This window comes from Glycomyces luteolus, assembly GCF_027622875.1.
Taxonomy (GTDB): domain Bacteria; phylum Actinomycetota; class Actinomycetes; order Mycobacteriales; family Micromonosporaceae; genus Glycomyces; species Glycomyces luteolus.
Window position 1 is genome coordinate 148,697 of sequence record NZ_JAPZVP010000010.1, and the last position, 23,404, is coordinate 172,100.

General features: G+C 69.0%; 16 protein-coding genes and 1 pseudogene. 6 read left to right on the forward strand and 11 right to left on the reverse strand.

What is annotated here, in order from left to right:
- Nucleotides 1-54 precede the first annotated feature (54 nt).
- From O1R50_RS14505 to nrdR, 5 genes and pseudogenes are all read right to left on the reverse strand, one after another.
- Complete coding sequence (locus O1R50_RS14505; protein ID WP_270110789.1) at nucleotides 55-636, reverse strand: TetR/AcrR family transcriptional regulator; 582 nt, start codon at nucleotides 634-636, stop codon at nucleotides 55-57.
- Nucleotides 637-681: 45 nt separating this feature from the next.
- Nucleotides 682-1,935: an Hsp70 family protein gene (locus tag O1R50_RS14510; protein ID WP_270110790.1), complete on the reverse strand. Its 1,254-nt coding sequence runs from the start codon at nucleotides 1,933-1,935 to the stop codon at nucleotides 682-684.
- Nucleotides 1,936-2,063: 128 nt separating this feature from the next.
- Complete coding sequence (locus O1R50_RS26365; RefSeq protein WP_408612699.1) at nucleotides 2,064-4,310, reverse strand: TSCPD domain-containing protein; 2,247 nt, start codon at nucleotides 4,308-4,310, stop codon at nucleotides 2,064-2,066.
- Nucleotides 4,284-7,415, reverse strand: a pseudogene (locus O1R50_RS26370) (LAGLIDADG family homing endonuclease); the annotation flags it as partial. The pseudogene O1R50_RS26370 and the gene O1R50_RS26365, both read right to left, overlap by 27 nt.
- Before the next feature lie 65 nt (nucleotides 7,416-7,480).
- Nucleotides 7,481-7,945 (reverse strand): transcriptional regulator NrdR, encoded by a 465-nt coding sequence (gene nrdR / locus O1R50_RS14520; RefSeq protein ID WP_270110792.1) that lies wholly within the window; start codon nucleotides 7,943-7,945, stop codon nucleotides 7,481-7,483.
- Nucleotides 7,946-8,356: 411 nt separating this feature from the next.
- On the opposite strand from nrdR, the gene lexA reads away from it, so the two are divergent.
- On the forward strand, nucleotides 8,357-9,013 hold the full coding sequence (gene lexA, locus O1R50_RS14525; RefSeq protein ID WP_270110793.1) for a transcriptional repressor LexA: 657 nt from the start codon (nucleotides 8,357-8,359) through the stop codon (nucleotides 9,011-9,013).
- Between the two features lie 99 nt (nucleotides 9,014-9,112).
- Here lexA and O1R50_RS14530 read toward each other — a convergent pair whose 3' ends face one another.
- Entirely contained in the window at nucleotides 9,113-10,813 is a 1,701-nt protein-coding gene (locus O1R50_RS14530) for a hypothetical protein (protein WP_270110794.1), read from the reverse strand.
- Between the two features lie 71 nt (nucleotides 10,814-10,884).
- Complete coding sequence (gene hflX / locus O1R50_RS14535) at nucleotides 10,885-12,285, reverse strand: GTPase HflX (protein WP_270110795.1); 1,401 nt, start codon at nucleotides 12,283-12,285, stop codon at nucleotides 10,885-10,887.
- Between the two features lie 262 nt (nucleotides 12,286-12,547).
- Here hflX and O1R50_RS14540 point away from each other — a divergent pair, with 262 nt between their 5' ends.
- On the forward strand, nucleotides 12,548-13,936 hold the full coding sequence (locus tag O1R50_RS14540) for an NAD-dependent malic enzyme (protein ID WP_270110797.1): 1,389 nt from the start codon (nucleotides 12,548-12,550) through the stop codon (nucleotides 13,934-13,936).
- 227 nt (nucleotides 13,937-14,163) lie between these two features.
- Here the strand turns inward: O1R50_RS14540 and dapF are convergent, their stop codons facing one another.
- Nucleotides 14,164-14,946: a diaminopimelate epimerase gene (gene dapF / locus O1R50_RS14545; RefSeq protein WP_408612700.1), complete on the reverse strand. Its 783-nt coding sequence runs from the start codon at nucleotides 14,944-14,946 to the stop codon at nucleotides 14,164-14,166.
- A 305-nt stretch (nucleotides 14,947-15,251) separates the two neighbouring features.
- On the opposite strand from dapF, the gene O1R50_RS14550 reads away from it, so the two are divergent.
- Both O1R50_RS14550 and O1R50_RS14555 read left to right on the forward strand, forming a co-directional pair.
- A complete protein-coding gene (locus O1R50_RS14550) occupies nucleotides 15,252-16,310 on the forward strand; it encodes a nicotinate-nucleotide--dimethylbenzimidazole phosphoribosyltransferase (RefSeq protein WP_270110799.1) in 1,059 nt (352 codons plus the stop codon).
- 76 nt (nucleotides 16,311-16,386) lie between these two features.
- Complete coding sequence (locus O1R50_RS14555) at nucleotides 16,387-19,107, forward strand: AAA domain-containing protein (protein ID WP_270110800.1); 2,721 nt, start codon at nucleotides 16,387-16,389, stop codon at nucleotides 19,105-19,107.
- 60 nt (nucleotides 19,108-19,167) lie between these two features.
- Here the strand turns inward: O1R50_RS14555 and O1R50_RS14560 are convergent, their stop codons facing one another.
- Nucleotides 19,168-19,812: an HAD family hydrolase gene (locus O1R50_RS14560; protein WP_270110801.1), complete on the reverse strand. Its 645-nt coding sequence runs from the start codon at nucleotides 19,810-19,812 to the stop codon at nucleotides 19,168-19,170.
- Nucleotides 19,813-19,891: 79 nt separating this feature from the next.
- Here O1R50_RS14560 and O1R50_RS14565 point away from each other — a divergent pair, with 79 nt between their 5' ends.
- Both O1R50_RS14565 and O1R50_RS14570 read left to right on the forward strand, forming a co-directional pair.
- A complete protein-coding gene (locus O1R50_RS14565; RefSeq protein WP_270110802.1) occupies nucleotides 19,892-20,374 on the forward strand; it encodes an NUDIX domain-containing protein in 483 nt (160 codons plus the stop codon).
- A 10-nt stretch (nucleotides 20,375-20,384) separates the two neighbouring features.
- A complete protein-coding gene (locus tag O1R50_RS14570; RefSeq protein ID WP_270110803.1) occupies nucleotides 20,385-20,858 on the forward strand; it encodes an NUDIX domain-containing protein in 474 nt (157 codons plus the stop codon).
- On the opposite strand, the gene O1R50_RS14575 is transcribed toward O1R50_RS14570, so the two are convergent.
- Nucleotides 20,855-22,699, reverse strand: coding sequence for a pectinesterase family protein (locus O1R50_RS14575; RefSeq protein WP_270110804.1), 1,845 nt, complete (start codon nucleotides 22,697-22,699; stop codon nucleotides 20,855-20,857). The genes O1R50_RS14570 and O1R50_RS14575 overlap by 4 nt on opposite strands.
- Before the next feature lie 263 nt (nucleotides 22,700-22,962).
- Nucleotides 22,963-23,346: a VOC family protein gene (locus tag O1R50_RS14580; protein ID WP_270110805.1), complete on the reverse strand. Its 384-nt coding sequence runs from the start codon at nucleotides 23,344-23,346 to the stop codon at nucleotides 22,963-22,965.
- Between the last annotated feature and the right edge of the window lie 58 nt (nucleotides 23,347-23,404).

The following is a 23,404-nucleotide window of genomic DNA, read 5'->3' on the forward strand; positions in this document are numbered from 1 at the left end:
TTCTTTTTCACCACGGGGGTCGAGGCAGTGGACGCCATGAGCGGGCCTTCCTGGTTAGCTCTGGAGACTGTCGATCAGTCGGTTGAACGCCGACCACGCGCGGTCGGCGGCGTCGGGATAGGACAGGATGCGGCTCATCCAGTTGTAGGACAACAGAATGCCGAACACCTCCTGTGCCACCTGGAAGACGTCGGTGTCTTCGGGGAACTCGCCCTGGGACACCGCCGTTGCGGCGATCCGGGCGAGCGTCTCAAGCAGCTCGCGCTGCTCCGAGGCCATGAAATCGTGCAGCGGCCCCGGCAGGTCGTCGAACTCGGCGGCGGCCGCCAGGAACAGGCAGCCGCCCGGATGCGAATACCACTGCATCCAGTACTCGACGATGGCCTGCAGACGCGTGATCCCGCGCGGCTTCGCCAGCGCGGGCCGGATCACCTCGTCGACGAACTGCTCCCCGTTGCGCTCCATGCAGGCCAGCTGGAGCGCCTCCTTCGACTTGAAGTGGGCGTACAGGCCCGACTTCGACATGTCGGCGGCGGCGGCGAGCGATCCGATGGTCAGCCCCGACAGCCCCGAGTAGCGGGCCATCCGGACCGCTTCATCGAGGATCGCCTGCCTCGTCATCTCGCCTTTGCGCACGACCTAAAAATAGCACGATCGTGCTGGAAATTCTACGGGCAGGAGCTACACGTCGCACTCGCTCTCCTCGCCCGAATACGAGAACGTCACCGAGATCGTCTCCGACAGCGCCCGCGTCGACCCCGCCACAGGCGACTGCTCGATGACCTCGCAGTCCTCGTGCGACCAGTCGAAGACGGCCCGCGCCTCCCCCGACTGCTCCATGCCCTCGAAACCCGCCTCTTCCACGGCCCTCAGGGCGTCCGCCGTCGACAGGCCGACCAGGTTCGGCACCGAACCCGTCGGCGCGCTCTCGGTCGTCGGATCCTCCTCCGACGGCGCCTCGTCCTCCACCGGCGCCTCAGGACCCTGCTCGTCCTCATCCGGAGTCGGCGACTCCGACGGACTCGCGCTAGCCTCCTCGGCCGGGCTCTCGCTCGCCTCCGGCGAGGCGGACGCGGCGGGCGACGCGGTCGTCGCCGAAGCCGTGCCCCCAGTGGCGCTCACTTCGTCCTCAGTGGAGTCGCTGTCGCCGAGCTGGGACCCGAACGCGGCACCCGCGCCCACCACGACCAGCAACGCCGCGGCCAGCACGACCGCACGGCCCTGGCCCTTGCGGCGCGGCGCCGGCTCCTCCTCGTCGACCAGCGGCAGCTCCCGGGTCGCCACCGGCGCGGCCTCGGCGACGAGGACCTTCGCATGCGGCGCGGCCAGCACCGGTTCGACGCCGAACCGGCGGCGCAGCGTCGTCGCCGCCAGCGGCGTTCGGGACGCGCCGCCCGCCATCAGCAGGCCCGCGAGCTCCGCCGGATGGACCCCCGCCTCGACGAGCACCTCTTCCAGGACGTCGGCGGTCGTGTCGACCAATTCATGGACGCGGGTCTCGAACTCCTCGCGCCGCAACGGCATCTTGATGTCCGCGGCAGTCACGTTGATGACCGTGAAGTCCCGCTCGGACAACTGCTCCCGCGCCTGGGTGATCTTCTCCAGCAGCAGGGCGCGAAGCTGCCGGTCGGCGGCCTCGGCGGGGTCGGCGATGCGGGACCAGAGGCGGACGCCGGCGTCGGGATGGCGGCCCGACAGGTACGCCAGCAGCAGGCCGTCGAACTCGGCGCCCCCGATCGGCTCGGTGCGCTCGGCGACGACCACGTGATGGTTATCGATGCGGCGGACGACGGCGGCGTGGAACGAGGACCGGCCGAGCCGGTAGACCGCGAAGGCGGCACCGGAGGCGAGGGAGCCTCCGGTCGCACTGCTGAGACTTGCCGCGGCGGCCCCGGGGTCGATCCGGACCGATGCGGCCGGGGGGACGTTGTGCATAGAGCCGAGTCTATGACTACGGATCAGACCGCTTTCCAACCGTCTTGTCTTGTTTTGATGCGCTTACAGAACGCAACTGAAAACGGGGCCGGACTTTCGCCCGGCCCCGCTTCACACTCGCTTATCCGCTAACTGCAACCGCTGGTCGCACCGCAGCCTTCACATGCATAACAGGAGCCTGCGGGGCGCATCTTCGTACCGCAGTTCATGCACAGCGGCGCATCCGCGCTGCGGGCCTGGGCCGAATTCAGGAGGTCCTTGCTCGACTGCTTCGTCTCGGTCTGGATTCGTTCCGTGACGGCCTCCTCGATCGGCGCCGACGTTCGCAGCGCGTCGAGATCGACCTCGTGGACCTTGGCAGGGTCCTCGCCGTTGACCTCGGCCGTGCGCTCGGCCGTCGTCAGGATGCCGAGCGCGGCGCGGTCCTCGTACGGCAGGTAGTCCAGCGCCAGGCGGCGGAAGATGTAGTCCACCAGCGAGGAGGCCATCCGGATGTCCGGGTCGTCGGTCATGCCCGCGGGCTCGAAGCGCATGTTGGTGAACTTCTCGACGTACTTCTCAAGCGGCACACCGTACTGCAGCGCGATCGAGATCGACACCGACAGCGCGTCCATGACGCCGGCGAGGGTCGAGCCCTGCTTCGACATCTTCAGGAAGACCTCGCCGAGGCCGTCGTCCGGGTAGGACGAGGAGGTCATGTAGCCCTCCGCGCCGCCGACGCTGAACGAGATCGTCTGCGAAGGACGCTTCTTCGGCAGCTTCCGGCGCACCGGGCCGTGGACCGCGACCGTCTCGATCGCCTTCTCCACGGCCTCCTCGACCGCCTTCTCGACTTCCTTCTTCTTGGCGGACAAGGGCTGCCCGACCTTGCAGTTGTCGCGGTAGATCGCGAGGGCCTTGAGGCCGAGCTTCCAGCCCTGGTAGTAGACCTCTTCGACGTCCGCGACCGTGGCGGACTCGGGCAGGTTCACGGTGTTGTGGTTGACGATCCCGTTGGCTACGAACGCATGCGGGCCGGGCACTGACAGGTCGAACACCTCGGCATCATCGCGGTCGTTGACCTCGGCCACCGGCGCGAAGTGCAGATTGTCGTTGACCACCTGGCGCATCCACTCGGGCAGCTCGAGACCGGAGACGCTCGCGAGCCGCTCGAGAGTCTCCCGGCTGACATACTTCGTCCTGGCGTCCTTGAGGTGTCGGTACTCCTGCCTGACATCGGTTCCGGCACCGTTCCGACCCGGTTGCCCGAATGGAATGAGCTCGTACAAGGCAGCAGGAGCAACTCCTGGCACGACATCGGAAGCCGACTGCCCGAAGGAACGTCCGAGCAGTTCCAGCGACGACCGTTGCTTCGCTGGTTCCAGGAACGGGACCAGCGCCGCGAGTTCCTGAGCCTCGCGGCCGCAAGCGTAAACCTCGTCGTAGTAACGGTCGTATTCCTTGTTGTACTTGGAGATGCGGCTGTGGACCACGTTGAGGTTCGTCAGTACTGCTTGGAGATCGTCCAGCAAGCCGTTGCTCGCCAGGCAGATCCCCCACTTCCCGGAAGCGGCGACCACATACGCGTCGAGCGCGAGACCCTGCAGGAACGCCAGGACCATATGCTTCGGCGAACGCAGCACCGCGTCGGGAATCCGCTTGTTCTCAGCGCGCCTTCCGGAACCGAGCCCGTCGAGGAACTCAACCGCGCTCTTCGAGGAGACCGTCACACCGGGGCACTTACCGGGTTGCCTGGTAATGCGCGCGTCCAAGCCGAACTGCTGTTTCCAGGCGGTCTTGACCGCTTCCAGCACCTCCGGAACGGAATTGGTGATGGTGACGCTGTAATTCGACATCGATGTGTGCCCCTCGGACGCATAGGCGCCCAGCAGGAAAGCAAGCTGTTCGTTCATCTCAGTCGGCAGGTGGACCCGCTCGTCCCGCCATTGGCCGACGACCGGATGCATCGATCGCAGGTCGAAGGGAACCGGTGACCACATGTCCGAACCGTATTGAGTGGCGACATAGTCGCCGACTTCGATCTCGCCCAGATGCTTCCAGGTGAGTCCGTCTGATCCGGCCGTCAGCAACCGGTGCTGGTAGGTGCCGCGGATCTTGTGACCTGATCGCAGCACCACTTCTCGGGTCGGCCTGACACCGCCGTAGTAGAACGCGTCCGTCTTCTGGTCGCCGCCGAGTGAGGCGACGCGGATGTGCTCCGACCGGAACGTATCCTCCGGCTCATCGCGGTGCAGAGAGCCGATTCGTACGAGGCCGTCCTCAGAAGCAACCAGCGTGTCGCCGACGACGCACTTACTGATCGCACCCGAGAGGAACGGCTGCACCGCGGCCATCATGTGCACGTGGCCCATCGGCGCGATGGACCGCTCGCCCATGGCGCAGTCGAACACCGAGTAGTGCTCTTCCCGCAGCGCGGGGGCGCCGACGACATGCCCGTGGTCGGCGATGTAGGCGACGATCGCCTCCCGGTCGGCCTCGTTGTAGCCCAGGCATTCGAGCGCGCGCGGCACCGTCTGGTTGACGATCTCCATGGAGCCGCCGCCGACGAGCTTCTTGTGCTTCACGAGTGCCAGGTCGGGCTCGATTCCCGTCGTGTCGCAGTCCATTGCGAAGGAAATCGTGCCAGTCGGAGCCAACAGGCTCGCCTGCGCGTTGCGCCAGCCGTTGACCGCGCCGAGCTCGTTGCCGTGGCCCCATTCGGCCTTGGCGGCCTCGATGATCTGGGTGTCCACGTCGCCGAAGGTCTGCACGGTCTCGGCGGCCTCGGCGTGCTTGCGCATGACCCGCTGGTGCGGCTCGGCATTGATCGCGTAACCGGCGTACGGACCGACGACGCCCGCGATCTCCGCGGAGCGGCGGTACGAGACGGCGGTCATCAAAGCGGTGATCGACGCGGCCAGCGCGCGGCCCTCGTCGGAGTCGTAGGCGTGGCCCGAGGCCATCAGCAAGGCGCCCAGGTTCGAGTAGCCGATGCCGAGCTGTCGGAAGTCGCGGGTGTTGCGGCCGATGGCCTCGGTCGGGAAGTCCGCGAAGGAGATCGAGATCTCCATCGCGGTGAAGACGGTCTCGACGGCCTTAGTGAACATCTCGACGTCGAACGAACCGTCGTCGCCGAGGAACTTCATCAGGTTGAGGCTCGCGAGGTTGCACGAGGAGTCGTCGATGCTCATGTACTCCGAGCAGTTCGCGACGACGACGCCGTTCACGATGTACGAGTGGTTGCGCGGCTCGGTGAGGTTGAACGTGGTCTCGAAGCCGACGCTCTCGCGGCTGACCAGGCGGACGGCCCGGTCGGTTTCGTACCGGGTCTCGAAGTCGAGCAGCGAAGCGAGCTTGGCGCGCTTGCCTTCAAGGCCGAAGCTGATCAGCGCGGCGAACTCGACCATCGACGGGCCGGAGATCCGCAGGTCGAAGAACGGGCCTTCGGAGGCGTACTCGACCTCGGTGCCGTCCTTCTTCGCGTACTGGAAATTCGCGTCCTTGGTCTCCGTGCGGTAGATCCGGGCGCTGATGCCGAGCGATCCCAGCGTCTCCTGGACGCCGAGGAGCAGTTCCTCGGACTTGCTGCCGAGCCCTACATAGCGGGTCCCGTTCGGTAGCTCGACGACGCAGCCGTCGGCGTCGAAGAGGCCCTGCAGGAACGCGGTGAGCGTCTCCTCATCGGCTTCCAGCATCGACGCCGGGAAGACCTTCTCGGCCGCGCGACCGCTGGAGAGCCCGAGCGCCTTGAAGAACTCGCTCATGCCGGCCCGCTTCGACCGCAGCTGCTGCGTGCCGTTCGGCTGGACGCTGGGCTTGCTCACGTGCCCGGTCAGGCGCTCGAGGAGGCGCTGGTGGCGGGGCAGCAGCTCGCGCTGCTCGGCCTCAGTGCCGTAGACCGTGACGACGCCCTCGTCGGTGACGCAGCCGTCGCCGACGAGCCAGCCGGTGAAGTGCGCCAGGTCGGCTTCGTCGTCCCACTTGCGCGGCAGGTGAAGAGCGGAGCCGGCCCGCTCGGCGACGGCGGCGGCCGCTTGCGGCAGCTGCGTGGTCGCGGCCGAGCGCGGCGCGTACTGGTTCGAGCGGACCACCTGGTCCTCGGGCTGCAGCTGCTCGGCGTGGACCCAGCCGCGGTTCCGCGTCCAGACCCGGTGGTTCGGGGTGCAGCGCAGGCGCGAGCCGTCCGAGAAGCGGAGCTCGACGATCTCGTTGGTGCCGGTGACCATGTACCGCACCGGGTTCGTGGCCACGACCCGGTCGGCGGCGTCCTTCTCGGCGGTGACGTCGTTGGTGAAGACGGCGAAGGTCTCGCCCTCGGCGGAGCGGCGCACGAGGTCGCCGATCGCGATGAGGCCCTTGTCGGTCACGACGCGCTGGTCGGCCGGGAAGCACGGGTTCGAGGTGCGGATGCGGTCCGTGTTCGGGTTCGTGTGCCAGTCGTTGATGGTGTCGTCGTACTGGATGCCGGGGTCGGCGCATTCCCAGGCGGCCTCGGCGAGTTTCCGGAAGATCTTCCGGGCGTCCTTGCGGGCGATCTCCCTGCCGTCGAGGCGCCCGGTCACGGCGAAGTCGCCGCCGGTCTCGAAGGCCTTCATGAACTCGTCGGAGACGCGCACCGAGTTGTTGGCGTTCTGGTACTGGACGGAGACGATGTCCTTGCCGCCGAGGTCGACGTCGAAGCCGGCGTCGCGCAGGGCGCGGATCTTGTCCTCTTCGCGGGCCTTCGTCTCGATGAACTCCTCGATGTCGGGGTGGTCGACGTCGAGGATGACCATCTTCGCGGCGCGGCGGGTCGCGCCGCCGGACTTGATGGTGCCGGCCGAGGCGTCGGCGCCGCGCATGAAGCTCACGGGGCCGGAGGCATTGCCGCCGCTGGAGAGCAGTTCGGAGGAGGCGCGGATCTTGGAGAGGTTCACTCCGGCGCCGGAGCCGCCCTTGAAGATCAGGCCTTCCTCGCGGTACCAGTTGAGGATCGAGTCCATGGTGTCGTCGACGCTCAGCAAGAAGCACGCAGAGACCTGCTGCGGCGCAGCCGTTCCCACGTTGAACCAGACCGGGGAGTTGAAGCTGAAGTACTGGTGGAGGAGGAGCCAGGTGAGCTCGTCGGCGAAGATCTGGGCGTCTTCGGCGGTGGCGAAGTAGCCGTTCTTCTCTCCGGCGGCGTGGTAGGCCTGCACGACGCGGTCGATGACCTGCTTGAGGCTGCTCTCGCGCTGCGGGGTGCCGAGGGCGCCGCGGAAATACTTCGAGGTGACGATCTGGGTGGCGTTGATGCTCCAGAACCCGGGGAACTCGACGCCGCGCTGCTCGAAGTTGATCGAGCCGTCGCGCCAGTTGGTCATGACGACGTCGCGGGACTCCCACTTGACCTCGTCATACGGGTGCACTCCCGGTGTGGTGAAGACGCGCTCGACCTTGAGTCCCCCGCCGGGAGCCTTGGCGGCGGTCTGCTTCGCGGTGGTCCTGGTCGCGCCTTCGGCGCCCTTCGTGCTCTTCGGCATGTTCCTCGCCCCTGTCTGCTCATGCCTGGTCATGGGAATCGGATGCGTGCTGGTTGCTCGGGGGATCAGCCGCTGTGGCGGGCGGCGTGCTCGTCGCGGAGCTGCGCGATGGCGGCCTCGAAGTCCTCGAGGGATTCGAAGTCCTGGTAGACGCTGGCGAACCGCAGGTAGGCGACCTCGTCGAGCTGCCGCAGCGGCTTGAGGATCGCCAGGCCCACTTCGTGGGCGGGGACCTCTGCCACGCCCTTGGAGCGGATCTCGTCTTCGACGGCCTGGGCCAGTTTCGCCACGTCGTCGGCGTCGACCGGGCGGCCCTGGCAGGCCTTGAGGACGCCGGAGGCGACCTTCCCGCGACTGAAGGGTTCGGTCGCACCGCTGCGTTTGACGACTGCGAGGATGGACTCCTCGACGGTGGTGAAGCGTTTCTCGCACTGCTGGCATACCCGGCGGCGGCGGATGATCTTCCCGTCCTCGGCCTCGCGGGAATCGACTACGCGGCTGTCGGGATGGCGACAGTACGGGCAACGCATCGATAGTCTCCTTACGTAAGCCATCGTCTCGCAGAGGTCCGACATGGTCTGCAATGCCGTGAGGGGTTCCATCGCGTGATGGCGGTGCGTGGTGAGGGACAGTCTGCCCCTCTCCGCTCCAGCAGGTGCGGAAACCCCAACACCTAGTGAGAGACGATACAACAAACCACAAGATCTTGTGTTAAGGATAGCGCAGAACGCGATGCCGACCAGAGCGGAGTTCGGGGGCGGGCTCCAGTGAACCGGCGGTCGGCGCAGTATCGTTCACCCGTACGGGTGAACCTAGGCCAAAACACATTCCGAGCAGCGCGGCGACACGCCGGTGTCGCACGAATGTTTGACTTGACACCGCACCTGAGTTACATTGTCGGAATCAGACATACCGTCCCATTTGTCTAACGGGAGCCTTCTGTGGCTAGCGAGACCACAACAGCCCGACCGAAAACGCGCAAGCTCACGCGTCGGCAGCAGCAAGTCCTCGAGTACATCGAGGAGTTCATCAACAACAAGGGGTACCCGCCCAGCGTCCGGGAGATCGGCGCCGAAGTCGGGCTCGCCTCGGCCTCGTCCGTCGCGTACCAGATGAAGCAGCTCGAGCGGAAGGGCTACCTCAACCGCCTGGCCGGGCGGCCGCGCGCGGTCGGGGTCCGCCAGTCCACCCCGGGCGGCGTGCAGACCTGCTCGCAGCACCCTCGGCCGCGGTACGTGCCGATGGTCGGCGAGATCGCCGCCGGGCAGCCGATCCTGGCCGAGGAGCGCGACTACGACGTCATGCCCCTGCCGGCCGAGTTCGTCGGCGAAGGCGTGCACTTCCTCCTGCGCGTCAAGGGCGATTCGATGGTCGAAGCGGCCATCACCGACGGCGACTGGGTCGTGGTGCGCCAGCAGCCCGACGCCCTGAACGGCGAGATCGTGGCCGCCATGATCGACGGCGAGGCCACGGTGAAGACCTGGAAGCGCAAGAACGGCAAGCCGTGGCTGCTCCCGGCCAACTCCCTGTACGACCCGATCGACGCCTCGGAGGCCGAGATCCTCGGGCGCGTCGTCGCCGTCCTCCGGAAGATCTAGCAAGACTCGCGGCCCGCGGCCGCGGTGCTCACCGCTGCGCTCGGGAGCAGTGCGACAAGCGCTGCTCCGGGCGCCGCAGCGTCTCAGGGCCAGAGCCCTCTAGCGCCCCCGGCCGTACGTGCCGCTTTCAGGCGGGCCCCAGAAGCCGTCCTCCGGCTCCGGGGTCCGTTCGTCGTTTCCGGCCCCGTAGACGCTCCCCTGCGGGGCGCTGTACGTGTTCCCCTGCCCGGCGGGCGGGGCGGCGGGGCGGGCGCCGTAGACGTTCCCTGAGGGCTCGGGACGGGCCCCGAAGCCCTGGCCCGGGCCGGCGTTGTCGTAGACGCTGCCGTGGCCGCCGCGTTCGAACGCGCCGTACTGCGGTTCCTCGCGGGCGCCGCCGTACACGGCGCCTTGGCCGGCGGGCGGGGTCGCGGGGCGGGTGCCGCCGTACACGTTCCCCGAAGGCTCTTGGCGCGCACCGCCGTAGACCGAACCGGTGGACTCGGGACGGGCCGGGCTCGCGCCGTACACGTTGCCGGAGGGCTCGGGCCTGGCGCCGCCGTACACGCTGCCGGAGGGCTCGGGCCTGGCGCCGCCGCGGGCGATCTGGCCGAGGTCGGGATCGGGCTGGCCGGAGTCGAGGCCGAGGTCGACGGGGTCGTCCTCGTACGCGGTCCTGCGCTCCTTGCCGAAGACCGGTTCCTCGCGGGCGAAGCCCATCTCGGTCCCGTCGTCGTCGCCGTCGGCTTCGGTCTGCTTGCGGTACTTGCGGATGATGATGATGCCGAAGACCATCGTCGCCATGCCGAGGATGGCGATGGCCGCCAGGATCTTCACGATGGTGCCGAAGCCCAGGTCGAGCACGCGGTCGACGAGGCTCGGACCCGCTTCTTCCGTGCCGCCGGCCGCGGCGTCCTCGCTGGCGGCGGGTTCCTCGGCGGCAGGAGCGGCCGGGGCGTAGCGGGTGAGGGTGCCGACGGTGCCTTCACCGTCGGCGGAGACGAGCGTGATGAAGTTGCCCTCGGCGTCGTAGGCGAGGCCTTGTGCGTCGCCTTCGTCCGTGATCGGTGTGACCACGGGCGTGCCCTCGGTCAGCGTGGTGATCACGTCGCCGTCGACGGTCCACTCGTAGACGGCGCTCTCGGTGCGAAGCGCGACCTTCGTGGCGTCCGCGTTGAGGGCCGCGCCGGTGACCGTCCCGCCCTCTGAGAGCGCTACGGTGCCAGCGCTTTCCAGCGGGGTGTTCTCGGTCTGGTTGTCGCCAGGCGGGTAGTAGAGGTTCGTCTCGCCGTCGGCGGCAGAGAAGAACAGCGGCTTCTTGTCACCGGAGTCCGGGATGAGGAACGTCTCGACCTCTTCGGCCGCATCGGGGAAGACGTAGCGGAAGGCCACGTTGTTCTCGAGATTGTCGACTTCGATCTGGTTGACGGTGATCCAGTCGCGTTCCGTCGCACCGCCGGTGTCGCCGACCCAGATGTAGCCGTCGGCGTCGAGCGCCAGCGCCTGCGGGTCGCGCGGCTGGTGGTCGATGAAGACCTCGTCAGCGTCGCGGGGGTTGCAGTCCTCGCCGACCCGCAGGACCGACAGGGTGCCGTCCTGGTTGTCGGCGGAGGAGACGATCCACCAGCCGTCGCCGTCCGCGGCCGCGGCGATGCCCGACGGGTTCGCCAGTCGGGGGTCGTGCAGGTCGCACACCACTTCCCCGCCGCCCTCTTCTTGGGCGTAGACGGGGGGCGCGGCCACCACCAGGACAGCCGCTCCGGCTGCCCCGGCGACGATCCGCGCAGGCAGGGGCCCACGGCCCACACGGCGCTCTCGCATCACGCAAGTGTTCCAGAACACGGGGTGTACCGGCCAGGCCCCCCGAGAGACATGTTCAGGACCACTGCTATTCAGTCATTTTCGAGGACGAACGCTCGCAATTCACCGGCCAGGGCGTCGTCGACGCGGGCGGTGATGACGCTGCCGTCGCCGCGGTGCTCGGTCGAGAGGACCTCGCCGCGGGAGCGCATGCGGGAGACGAGGTCGCCGCGCACGTAGGGGATGCACACGGTGAGTGTGGTGTGCGGTTGCGGGAGGGCCTGTTCGATGGCGGCGCGGAGCTTGTCGACGCCTTCGCCGGAGTGGGCGGAGACGAAGACGGCGTCGGGCCAGTCGGATCGGAGCTGGAGGAGGTCGTCGGGAGTGACGAGGTCGAGCTTGTTGACGACCACGAGTTCCGGGACCTCTTCGGCGCCGACTTCGGCGAGGACTTCGCGGACCGCTTCGGCCTGGCCGAGCGGGTCGGGGTGCGAGCCGTCGATGACGTGGACGATGAGGTCGGCTTCGGCGACTTCCTCGAGGGTGGAGCGGAAGGCCTCGACGAGCTGGTGGGGCAGGTGCCGCACGAACCCGACGGTGTCGGTGACGGTGTATTCGCGGCCTTCGGCGGTGCGGGAGCGCCGCGTAGAGGTGTCGAGGGTGGCGAACAGGGCGTCCTGGACGAGGATGCCGGCGCCGGTGAGGGCGTTGAGCAGGCTCGACTTGCCGGCGTTGGTGTATCCGGCGATGGCGACGCCGGGCACGCGGTTGCGGGTGCGGGAGTCGCGTTTGGTCTCGCGGGTGACGGTGAGTTTGGCGAGTTCGCGGCGGAGTTTGGCGACCTTGGCGCGGATGCGGCGGCGGTCGGTCTCGAGTTTGGTCTCGCCGGGGCCGCGGAGGCCGACACCGCCGTTGGAACCGCCTTGGCGGCTCATGGCGTCGCCCCAGCCGCGCAGGCGCGGCAAGAGGTATTGGAGCTGGGCGAGTTCGACCTGGGCCTTGCCTTCGGCGCTCTTCGCGTGCTGGGCGAAGATGTCGAGGATGAGGGCGGTGCGGTCGATGACCTTGACGTTGATGGCCTTTTCAAGGGCGATGAGCTGGCCTGGGGACAGCTCGCCGTCGGCGATGACGGTGTCGGCGCCGAGGGCTTCGACGGTGTCTTTGACCTCTTGGACCTTGCCGGAGCCGATGAAGGTGCCGGCGTCGGGCTTGGAGCGGCGCTGGATGAGGCCGTCGACGACCTCGGATCCGGCGGTCTCGGCGAGTTGGGCGAGTTCCGCGAGGGAGTTCTCGGCGTCGTCGATGGTGCCTTCGGTCCAGACGCCGACGAGGACGACGCGTTCGAGGCGGAGTCGGCGGTATTCGGCGTCGGTGACGTCCTCGAGTTCGGTCGAGGCGATGCCGGTGACGCGTCGCAGCGCTTGGCGCGCTTCCAGGTCCAGTTCGCCCGTTGAGGGGGCGGCGGTGGACGGGAAGTCTTCTTGGGTGTTCATGTGCTCTTCGTGCATCACCACAAGCTTGACACGCGTGAGTGACAAGGGCGAGTGATTATGGCCGCGCGTCCGTCAGGACCCGAGTCGAGATTTGTTCTTATTGTTCATCGGAGCCGGATATCGGCGGTCCGGACCAGCGAGGACATCGGTGCTGGTCGGAGGCGTCACGCCGCACACGGGCGCGGGCAGGCCGGGCGCGCGCGGTGGCATGATTCAGGGGTATCCACCTGAGTCCACAACGTGGTGACTGATTAGGAGTGGCATGACTGCTGCGCGTCTTCCCAGTGCCGGTTTCTCCATCACCGTCCGACTGGCCCTCTCTGCCGATCCGGGCGCGGCAGGGCGCCTCGCCACCGTCGTCGGGCAGGCCGGCGCGATCGTCACCGCGCTCGACGTGGTCGACTCGGACAACAAGCGCATGACCGTCGACCTCACCTGCGACACGTCCGACGCCGCGCACGCCGAGCAGGTCACGAACATCCTCGAAGCCATGCCGGACTTCGACGTGAAGAAGGTCTCGGACCGGACGTTCCTCGTGCACCTCGGCGGCAAGATCGAGGTCACTCCCAAAGTGCCGCTTCGCAACCGCAACGACCTGTCGATGGCGTACACGCCGGGTGTGGCCCGGGTGTGCATGGCGATCGCGGAGAATCCGGACGATGCGCGGCGGCTCACGATCAAGCGCAACACGGTGGCCGTCGTGACCGACGGTTCGGCGGTGCTGGGCCTGGGCAACATCGGGCCGGCCGCGGCGATGCCGGTGATGGAGGGCAAGGCGGCGCTGTTCAAGAAGTTCGGTGATGTGGACGCGTGGCCGGTGTGCCTGGACACGCAGGACACGGACGAGATCGTGAACATCGTGGCGGCGCTGGCGCCGACCTACGGCGGGATCAATCTCGAGGACATCGCGGCGCCGCGCTGCTTCGAGATCGAGGCGCGGCTGCGGGAGCGGCTGGACATCCCTGTGTTCCACGACGACCAGCACGGGACCGCGATCGTGGTGCTGGCGGCGCTGACGAATGCGCTGCGAGTGGTGGGCAAGGAGTTCAGGGACGTCCGGGCGACCATCGTCGGCTGCGGCGCGGCCGGGACGGCGATCATGCGGCTGCTGGAGAAGGCCGGGATCGGGGACATCATCCCGGTGGACCGCGACGGGGCCCTGCACAGCGGCATGGAGACCGAGAACGAGACGCACCGGTGGCTCGGGACGCACTTCAACAAGAACGACTACTCGGGGGACCTCTCCGGCGCGGTCGAGGGTGCCGACGTGTTCATCGGGGTGAGCGCGCCGAACATCCTCAAGGGTTCGGATGTGGCGAAGATGGCGAAGGACCCGATCGTGTTCGCGCTGGCGAACCCGGACCCGGAGATCAGCCCGACCGAGGCGGCTCGGTACGCGGCGATCGTGGCGACCGGGCGTTCGGACCAGCCGAACCAGATCAACAACGTGCTGGCGTTCCCGGGCGTGTTCCGGGGGCTGCTGGACGCGCAGGCGCGGGATTGGAACGACGATGCAGCGCTGGCGGCGGCGACGGCGATCGCGGATTGCGTGGGCGCGGAGAAGGTGAACGCGACGTACATCGTGCCGAGCGTGTTCGACCCGAACGTGGCCCCGGCGGTGGCGGCCGCGGTCAAGCGGGTCATGCGCTAGGCGTGAGCTCGAAGACATGACACGTTCAGAGTGACGTGATCAACGCCCCGGGGACCGCTGGTTCCCGGGGTTTTCTGTCGGCCCCTGCGGCAATGATGGGGCCACAGTCCCCTCTTGGAAGGGTGGGGGCTAGTGGATGGCAGTTGCCGAGGCGCCTCGCATTCATGTTGCGCCTTCGCGGTGCGCCCGCGTCAGATCCGGAGCACGCCGGCGGGGGCGGGCCGGCGTCAGATCCGGAAGACGCCTTCGGCGACGATCACGGCGGGGCCGGTGAGGTAGAGCGTCTCGTCCGTGACAGTGATGGTGAGCGTGCCGCCCGGAACATCCACTTTGCACTCACCGGTGTCGAGTCCGGCGTGCTTCAGGGCGACCGCGCCGACCGCGCACGCGCCGGTGCCGCACGAGGCCGTCTCGCCGACGCCGCGCTCGTGGACGCGCATCCGCACATGCGGGGCCGCGCCCACCACGAACTCGACGTTCACGCCGTGCGGGAACACGCCCGCGTCGTAGCGCGGCTGGTGGAAGAGCTCCAGCGCCTCGAGCTCCGACTCGTCGCCGAGGTGGCAGACCAGGTGCGGGTTCCCCATCGACACGACTTGGCCGGGCCAAGTGAAGCCCTCCACGGAAGCCTGCGAGGTCGGCCCGAACTCGGCAGCGCCCATGTCGACGCGCAGCTCATCGCCTTCGACGCGGACGGTCTTGATCCCGGCGCGCGTGGCCACGGGCACCTCCGGGCCCTCCGCGAGGCCCTTCTCCAGCAGGTAGCGGACGAAGACGCGCACGCCGTTGCCGCACATCTCGGCGATCGAGCCGTCCGCGTTGCGGTAGTCCATGAACCACTCGGCCGCCGGGTCCTCCGAGGGCGCGACGCGCAGCAGCCCGTCGCCGCCGATCCCGAACCGGCGGTCGCACAGCAGCGCCACCTGGGCGTCCTTCAGCGGCAGCGCGTCCTGGAGGTCGGGCACGATCACGAAGTCGTTCCCCGTGCCGTGTCCCTTGGCGAAGTCGATGGTGGTCACTAGGCAATTGTGCCCCACGGCTCCCGCGCCGGGGCGGAGTGGGATCCGAGTCCGCTGGTTCGCTCGCCCTGCCGATTGACGGCACGCAAGCGTCGCCGGGACTGCGGAAGGCCTCCCGATACCGGTGTTGTACCGGGGAGGCCGACAACGCGGCGAGCGGGCAAACGGGCCGGATCCCGCCCGTCCTGGCGCCCGGCCCAGGCCCTAGCCTTATGCCGTGACTGAGACGACCGACGCCGGGCCCCTCGCCGACCTGAAAGCGAAGTTCCCCAACGGGGTGTGGACCACCCGCGCCAATGCGCGGCTCCAGGACGCCCTCATCGAAGGCGCCGGGCTCGGCCGCCTCCAGCCCGCCGTCGGGTGGGCCGCACGCATGCAGGCCACCGACGCGCCCGTGCCGTTCTCCTCGCCCCAGATGCTCCTGTTCGCCGGCGAATACCCCCGACGGCTGGGACACCGGCGACTACGCGCCCGTCGAAGCGCAGGCCGAGGCTCTCGAGAAGGGCGAAGGGCCGCTCGCCGAACATGCCTCCCGCGCGGGGCTGCCCATCACCGTCGTCCGCACCCCCGCGAGCGAAGGCGTCGAGGGTCCGCTCCTCGACGAGACCGAGCTGAACGAGGCCTTGCGACTCGGCCGCGAGACCGCCGACCGCGCGATCGACGCCGGCGCGGACCTCCTCCTCATCGCCGGGCTCGGCGCCGGTGCCGCGACCGCCTCGGTCGCGGTCTGCTCCTACATCGCCAAGGACGACATCACCACCTACCAGCCGCAGCTGCGCGCCCCCGGCGGCGCGGTCCACGACGCCGCCTGGATGGGCCGCATCGCCGCCCTGCGCGACCACCTCGCGTTCAACCGCGGCTTCAAGCGCAGCCCCGAAGCGCTCGTCTCGCGCCTCGGCGGCGCCCAGCTCGGCGCGATGGCCGGCGCGATCTTCACGGCCGCGACCCGCTCGACGGCGATGCTCATCGACGGCCCGGCCGCCATGGCCGCCATGATGATCGCCCGCGACTTCGGCCTCGCCGCCCCCAAGTGGTGCTACGCGCCCAACCGCTCCGCCCACCCCGTCGTCGTCAAGCTCGCCAAGCAGGGCGGCCTCGCCGACGACCTCGGCTTCGAACTCGACCTCCCCGACGCCGTCGCGCTGCCCCTCGGCTGGGACCTCCTCCAGACCGGCCTGCGCCTCTCGCAGGCACTCCCGATGCCCGCCAAGGAAGAACCGGAACCGGAGCCCGCAGCGACCGAGCCCGCGGCGGCTGAAGCAGCACCCGCCGCGGACGAAGCGACCACCACCGAAGCCGCGGAAACCGAAGCGACCACCGTCGCCGAAACCGAAGCACCGTCGAACGAGGCCTGATCCGTCTCGGAACAGGGATCAGGTGAAGCGGGCGTGACCAGCGCGAACGCGCGCTCGCACAGTAGAATCGGCCCGCATGACCGCCCCTCGCCTCCTCCGTGCCCTCGCCGACCTCGCGCCCTCCTCGCCGCAGGCGAAGCAGGACGCGCTGCGCGACCACCTCGGGAAGCAGCACGTGTGGAGCCCCGAGCTCGGCACCGTCCGGGGAGCGGGCGAGCTGGCGAAGTACGACGAGCTCCACCACGACGAGCGGCTGCTGCGCCAGGGCTGGGGCGTGGTCGCGGGCCGCACCGAGATCGACGGCAAGCAACGGCGCGTCCGCGTCCCGCTCGTCAACCGGCCGGTGCGACTCCAGGCGACCGCGCGCGCCGATATCCAGGAAGTGGTCGCGGCCGGTGACATCGAAGTCCACGAGGCACTGGCCGGGACCGAATTCGCCGCGCGACTCGAAGCGGTGTTCGACCCCGAGCGCAGCGCGGAAGTCCTGGAGGACCTCACCTGGCTTCAGCAGGCGGCCGAGGCCGCCGGATTCCCCGGCGCCACGGTCTGGCGCAATCCGCCGCCGCGAGACGGGTCCCAGCTCCTCCTCGTCATCGAGGCTGTGGTCTACATCGCAGCCGACCAGGCGCCGACGCCGCTGGCCTCCGGGTTGCGCGCTTGGGCCGAGCGGCCGGGAGTCGAAGCCACCGCGTTCTCGGCGATGTACGACCCGGTCGACGCCGAACCGGAGGCCGATGCGCCCCCGCCGCGCTGCCCGCTACCGCTCAGCGGCGAGCAGAGCGCGGCCGTCGTCCAGGCCCGCACTGCCGCGGTCACCGTGATCGCGGGCGCGCCCGGCTGCGGGAAGAGCCACACCCTGGCCGCGATCGCCTTGGACGCCATAGCGAGCGGGCAGTCGGTGCTCATCGCAGCCCAGTCCGTGCACGCCGCCGACGTCCTCGCGGAACTCCTCGACCGCCATCCCGGGCCGCTGCCCGTCCACTTCGGCGACTCCGAGCGCCGCGACCGGTTCCTGACCAGGCTCGGCACCGGTACCGGCAAGGGCCACAAGCGCCGCGAGGTCGAACGGCAGCAGAACGCCGCCGCCGAAGCGGTCGAGTACGCCGACCGCGTCGAAGCGGAGATCGCGACCTGGCTCGACCTCGAATCCCGGCGCGGCCGCGTGCATGACCTGCCGCTGTTCCTCCTCGACGACTTCCCCGGGCTCCGCGACGCCGACCTCGACGAGGCCGAACGGCTGCTCGACCGCTCCCGCCGCGACGGCGGCTGGTGGCAGCGACTGCGAGCCCGCCTCGCCGCCAAGCGATTGCGCACACTCGCAGGCGCCGACGGCAGCCCCACCGCGATCGCGAGAGCCCTCCGCGCCGCCCGCGACCAGCGAGACGCCACCCGCCTCGCCGCCGCCGGAGGGCTGCGTCTCGCACCACTATGGAGCAGCCTCGAAACCGCGGACACCGAAGCGGCCCAAGCGATCGGCCGTTCGCTGAGCATCGAGACCGGCTCCGCCGACCGGCGGAACGCCGCCGCGCGCAAAGCGCTCACCGAGCTCGGCACCGCCCTGCGCAGCGGCAACCGCCCCCAGCGCCGGGCCAGGCTGGAGAGCGTCGACGTCGCGGCCCTGCTGCGGGCCATGCCGCTGTGGATCGGCACGGTCGCGGATGTCGAGGACGTGCTCCCGGCCCGCGCGGGCATGTTCGACCTGGTGATCCTCGACGAGGCCTCGCACATCAACCAGTTGCGCGCCGCCCCGGTGCTCGCGCGTGCTCGCCGGGCGGTGGTCGCGGGCGACCCGCGGCAGCTGCGGTTCGTCTCGTTCGCGAGCGCGGCGGGGACCGAGGACGTCCTGGAGCGGCACGGCCTGTCGGATCGTCTGGGGCAGTTGGACATCGGCAAGGTCAGTGCCTACGACCTCGCGTGCGGGGCGGGGCCGGTGGTCGAGTTGACCGAGCATCATCGCAGTGTGCCGCATCTGATCGGGTTCTCGGCCGCGAAGTTCTATCACGGCCGGGTCAAGCCGATCACCACGCATCCGCGCAATCACGAGGCGGACGTGATCATGGTGCACCGCGTCGACGCATCGTCCTCTAAGGATGGTGTGGTGGAGGCGGAGGTCGCGCGGTCGCTCGATCTGGTCGAGAAGCTCGTTGACGCGGGGAAGACCGGTCTGGCCGTGATCTCTCCGTTCCGGGCGCAGGCGGAGGCGATCGAGTCGGCGATCCTGCGGCGCTTCGATCTGGAGACGATTCGCCGCCACCGGATGCGGGCCGGCACGGTGCACGCGTTCCAGGGCAGCGAGGCGGACTCGGTGGTGATCGCCCTGGGTGTGGCCGAAGGCGACGCGGCGGGTCGGCGCCGGTTCGCGGCCGGGGCGAATCTCTTCAATGTGATGGTGACGAGGGCGCGCGAGCACCTGCACGTCGTCACCGCGGTCGGTGCACCGGACGGGTTGATCGGTGAGTTCCTGCGGTATGCGGACCGGCCGCCGCGCTCACCGGGGAACGGGGATGCGGTCGGGAAGTGGACGGCGAAGCTCGCCGATGCGCTCGAGGGTGCGGAAGTGCCGGTGCGCCAGGCGTATCCGGTCGGCCATTGGTCGGTAGACCTGGTGGTGGGCGATGCCGAGCAGGCGATCGGCGTGATCGCCGAGGTCCACCCGGACGGTCCGAGCGCGCACGTCGCCCGCCACCGGGCGCTGCGGCGGGCGGGGTGGCGGATCGAGGAGGCCTTCCCGTCGGCGTACGGCGACGATCCCTCGAGAGCGGCGATCGATCTGCTCGCGGTGCTGCGGGATCAATGAGCCTTCGGATCTGGCCAGCGCGGCCGTAAGCCGCATGCCGACCAGGTTGAGGATGAGGCGTTATGCGTTCGCGGCGTGTTTGATGGCCTCGGCGACGGTATCGGCAGTGTGCGTCGGGGCGTACTCGGACTGCGCCCATTCGCGTCCAAGATGGAGCCACACGCTGCGCAGGCCGAGCCGGTGGGCCCCGAGGATGTCCGCGTCGTCGCGGTCGCCGATCATCCAGGCGCCTGCAAGGGATTCGCCGACGGCTTCGGCGGCGGCGTGGAAGATCCCCGGTTCGGGTTTGCGTGAGCCCGCGCCTTCGCTCACCACGGTCGCGTCGACGAGCCGGTCGAGACCGGCGGCGGCGACCTTGCCGGTCTGCTGCGCGACGACGCCGTTGGTGACGATCACGACCCGGTTCCCGGCTGCGCGGACTTCGCTCAGCGCGGCGGCGGTGTCGTCAGTAATGCGGGCGTGCTCGCGCGCCCCGCGCCGCAGGAAGTCGACGATCTCCTCTTCGACGAGGCCGACCGGGTGGCGTTCGATGATCGCCTGCGCGACGACGGAGCGCGGTGCGTATCCCGAGGCGTCGACGGTCATGACCCAGTCGACATCGGACGCCGGAAGCTCGTGTGCGGCCAGGAACTCCGTGACGCCGAGCCGGAAGGCGGCGTCGCGGTCGATGAGCGTGTTGTCCAGGTCGATCATGAGAAGCGTCATGTCCAGGATGCTACGGACCGCCTCGAATCACGGCAAACGCGTTCCCAAACGATCGGCCGGAACCGGTAGCGTCGGTCGCATGACCCCACTCCCCCAAGCGGTCCTCGACGGTTTCGCGAGCTCCTACGCCGTGGCGTGCGCCTTCGCGACCGATTCCGATGGCCGGGCCCTCGTCGTCAAGCCGACCTACCGCGAGGAATGGCAGTTCGTGGGCGGCATGGTCGATCGGGGCGAGGCGCCGCACGAGGCGTGCGCGCGGGAGATCAAGGAGGAGATCGGCATCGACCTCCCGGTCGGCGACCTGCTCGTGCTCGACTACGTCCCCGACCACGGGTTCGTCTCGGCACCGATGACGATCTACATCTTCGACTGCGGCACGGTCGGCGACCCCGGCCAGATCCGCCTGCAGGAGGACGAGCTCGAGGACTTCGCGTTCCTCCCCGTCGACGAGGCCGCATCCCGGTTCCACCCCGCCAACGGCCCTCGGTTCGATCTGGCCGCGAAAGCCCGCCGCACCGGGCGCACCACATATGTGCCGCAGAACCACTCGGCTCCCCGATAGGGTCGTCGCCATGTCTCCTGATGCATCGCCGCACGAATGGCTCGATCGGCTTCCGAAGCACCTCGCGGCAGCCGGGGCGCTGTTCACCGATACGGCCGGGCGCGTCCTCGTGGTCAAGCCGAACTACCGCGACCACTGGCTCTTCGTCGGCGGCCAGCTCGAGGAGGGCGAGACCCCCGAACAGGCCTGCCGCCGAGAGGTCAAGGAGGAGATCGGAGTCGACGTCGAACTCGGCGATCTCCTCCTCGTCGACTGGACGCAGGCGACCGAGGACCGGCCGTTCCCGTTGCTCGTCTTCATCTTCGACGGCGGGACCATCGACGCCGACCGGATCCGGCTCGACGACGAGGAACTCGGCGAGTTCCGGTTCCTCCCGACCGACGAAGCCTTGCGGCTGCTCTCCGCCAACGGTCGGCGCCGCTTGCCGATCGCCCTGGAGGCCAAGCGAACCGGCGTCACGCGGTACCTCTCGCCCGGCCGTTAGAGGGGCGGCTCGCTGATCGCCTCGGGCCAGGTGAGCTCGCTCGGGTCCGGGTTGCGGCGGAGGCCTTCGAAGGCGCCCTTCATCAGGTGCTGGCGCGCCGCGGCCCTGGCGATCAGGCGGGCCACTTCGATGGCGCCGGTCGCTTGGAAGTGCGTGTTGTCCTGGATGCCGTCGGGGTAGTGCTCGTGGCCGGGGTCGATCCACAGGAAGTAGTCCTTGGTCCGCTCCTCGCCGAGCTCGGCCCACAGGGCGAGGCTCGCCGCGTGGAGGTCGATCAGCGGGACGCCCTCCTCTTCTGCCAAGGCGCGCATGGCCTCCGGGTACTCGCCCAGGGACTCGACCGGTTTGCCGTCCTTGAAGCGGCGGCGTTCGACCGAGGTGACCAGCACCGGGTTCGCGCGGCGGAGGCGGGCGACTTCGAGGTAGCCGCGCAGGTACTGCTGGTAGGTCGTGTACGGGTCGGTGCCGCGGTTCGGGTCCTCGATCTTCGAGTCGTTGTGGCCGAAGGAGATCAGGAGCCAGTCGCCCGGCTCGATCTTCGCGGCGATCGCATCGAGCACGCCCCTGTCCGTGTGGCTCTTGGAGCTCGCTCCCGACCAGGCCCGGTTCTCCACGGAGACAACGCCGGTGGTGAAGACCTCCAGCGCCTGGCCCCAGCCCGCTCTCGGGGAGCGCCAGCCGGCATAGGTGGAGGCCGTCGAGTCCCCGGCGACGAAGATCGTGAAGTCGCGGGTCTTCGGGGCCGGCGCGTCCGGTGCGTGCTGCGGATTCCAGTCGCCCAAGTAGGCCTCCGTGGTGTGTTCGGCCGCTTCGTCTTCGGCGAGTTGGCGCGGCCTGGTGGAAGGGTCGATGATCGCGGCGCCCGGGCCGATGTTCGCGTACTCGGCGTACCGCTGATCCTGCCAGGGGTAGCCGCTGCTCATGACCGTATACGGCGCGGCGGCGTCGATCCCGGGGCCGAGCCAGCTGTCGCGGATCGTCAGGGAGGGCCAGGCGGACGGGTTCGAGCCGGGGACCCACGGCCGGGAGAGCTTGTACTCGGCGTCGCCCGCGGCGGAGGTGACACGGCAGCCGGTCGCCAGATAGCCGTACTCGAACTCCCTGGACGTGGAAGGGGCCCACGGCATGCCCTTCGGGGTGAAGGTCACGTCGCGTTCGACGCAGTGGATCTCGCAGCGGTCGAAGACCGCGGTGCCGCGCCCGAAGATGAAGTCGACGTCGCCTTCGATGTGGCAGCGGCGGTAATACTGGCGGGCGGCGACCGCGACCGCCGAGGAGTCGGCGTAGAGCGTGTCCTGGTGGCCGAGGAAGCGGCAGCGGTAGAACGCCGAGCGGTCGCCGCGGACGCGGCAGGCCACGGCCTGGGTGCCGCTCACGCCGGGGTGGTCGGCGCGGAGCCAGTCGTTGGCGAAGGTGACGGCGTGGGCGGTGAAACCGGCGCCGTCGAGCTTGACGGTGGCGGAACCGGAGGTGCCGACCGTGGTGCCGTCGGGGTTCAGCGTCCCTGCGGCCAGGTCGTAGACGATCACGACGTCCTGCGGGTCGTCCGTCGCGCCGATGAAGGTCAGGTCGGCGATCGTCACTTGGACGAGTTCGCGGTAGGTGCCCGCGGCGATCACGACAGTGGAGCCGGGTGCGGCGGCGTCCACGGCCGCCTGCACTGTCGTGTGGTCGCCTCGGCCGCCCGCGTGGACGTAGAAGGTGTCGGCGCTGAGGCGGTCGTCGGGGGATCCGTAGCGGCCGAAATGGCCTCGATGTGCTTGGGCCGCAGCGGGGATCGCGACGGCGGCGGCTGTGGCGGCACCGGTGGCGAGCAGGATTCGGCGCGAGAGAGGGGCCATGGCGAACTGCTTTCAAGAGGGAGTGACAGCGCTTACCTCGAGTACGGTAACCGATTGCCTTCTTATATTCAAGTACCTCGATAAGTTGATCTTGCTGGGATGCAATGCGAAACGGTCCCACGGCAGCAGCCGCGGGACCGTCCTAGATGTGATGTTCGGGGAGGTTGGTCAGTCGGGTGATGGGTGGCTGGCCCCCGATGGCGGAGTGTCGGGGATGATCTCCGACCGACCACCCTGCGTGGGCCTATCCGCCCATGTCGGGTTCAGGAAGCGTCCGATGCCCGTTCGGCGTCACCGCGGAGGACGCAGAACTCATTGCCTTCGGGGTCCGCGAGGACGATCCAGCCACCGCCGTCAGGTCCGCGGTGATCGGCGACCTGGGTGGCGCCGAGCTTCATCAGCCGGGCGACCTCTTCCTCGCGAGTGGCCTCCGGGCGCAGGCAAAGGTGAAGCCGGTTCTTGATCGTCTTCGGCTCCGGCACCTGGTTGAAGAAGATGGCCGGGCCGCCCGGCAGGAGCACTTCGGTCTCATGGTCACCGGGTTTGTCCTCCGGATGCATCGGAGCGTCGAACACCGCACTCCAGAACCGGGCCAGCTCATAGGCATTCGCACTGTCGATCGCGACGTTCTGCAGATTCGAGACCATGAGTGAGATTCTGCCCGATCCTTCGATCAGTTCGAGTCGGCGTTCCAGGACTTGGCCC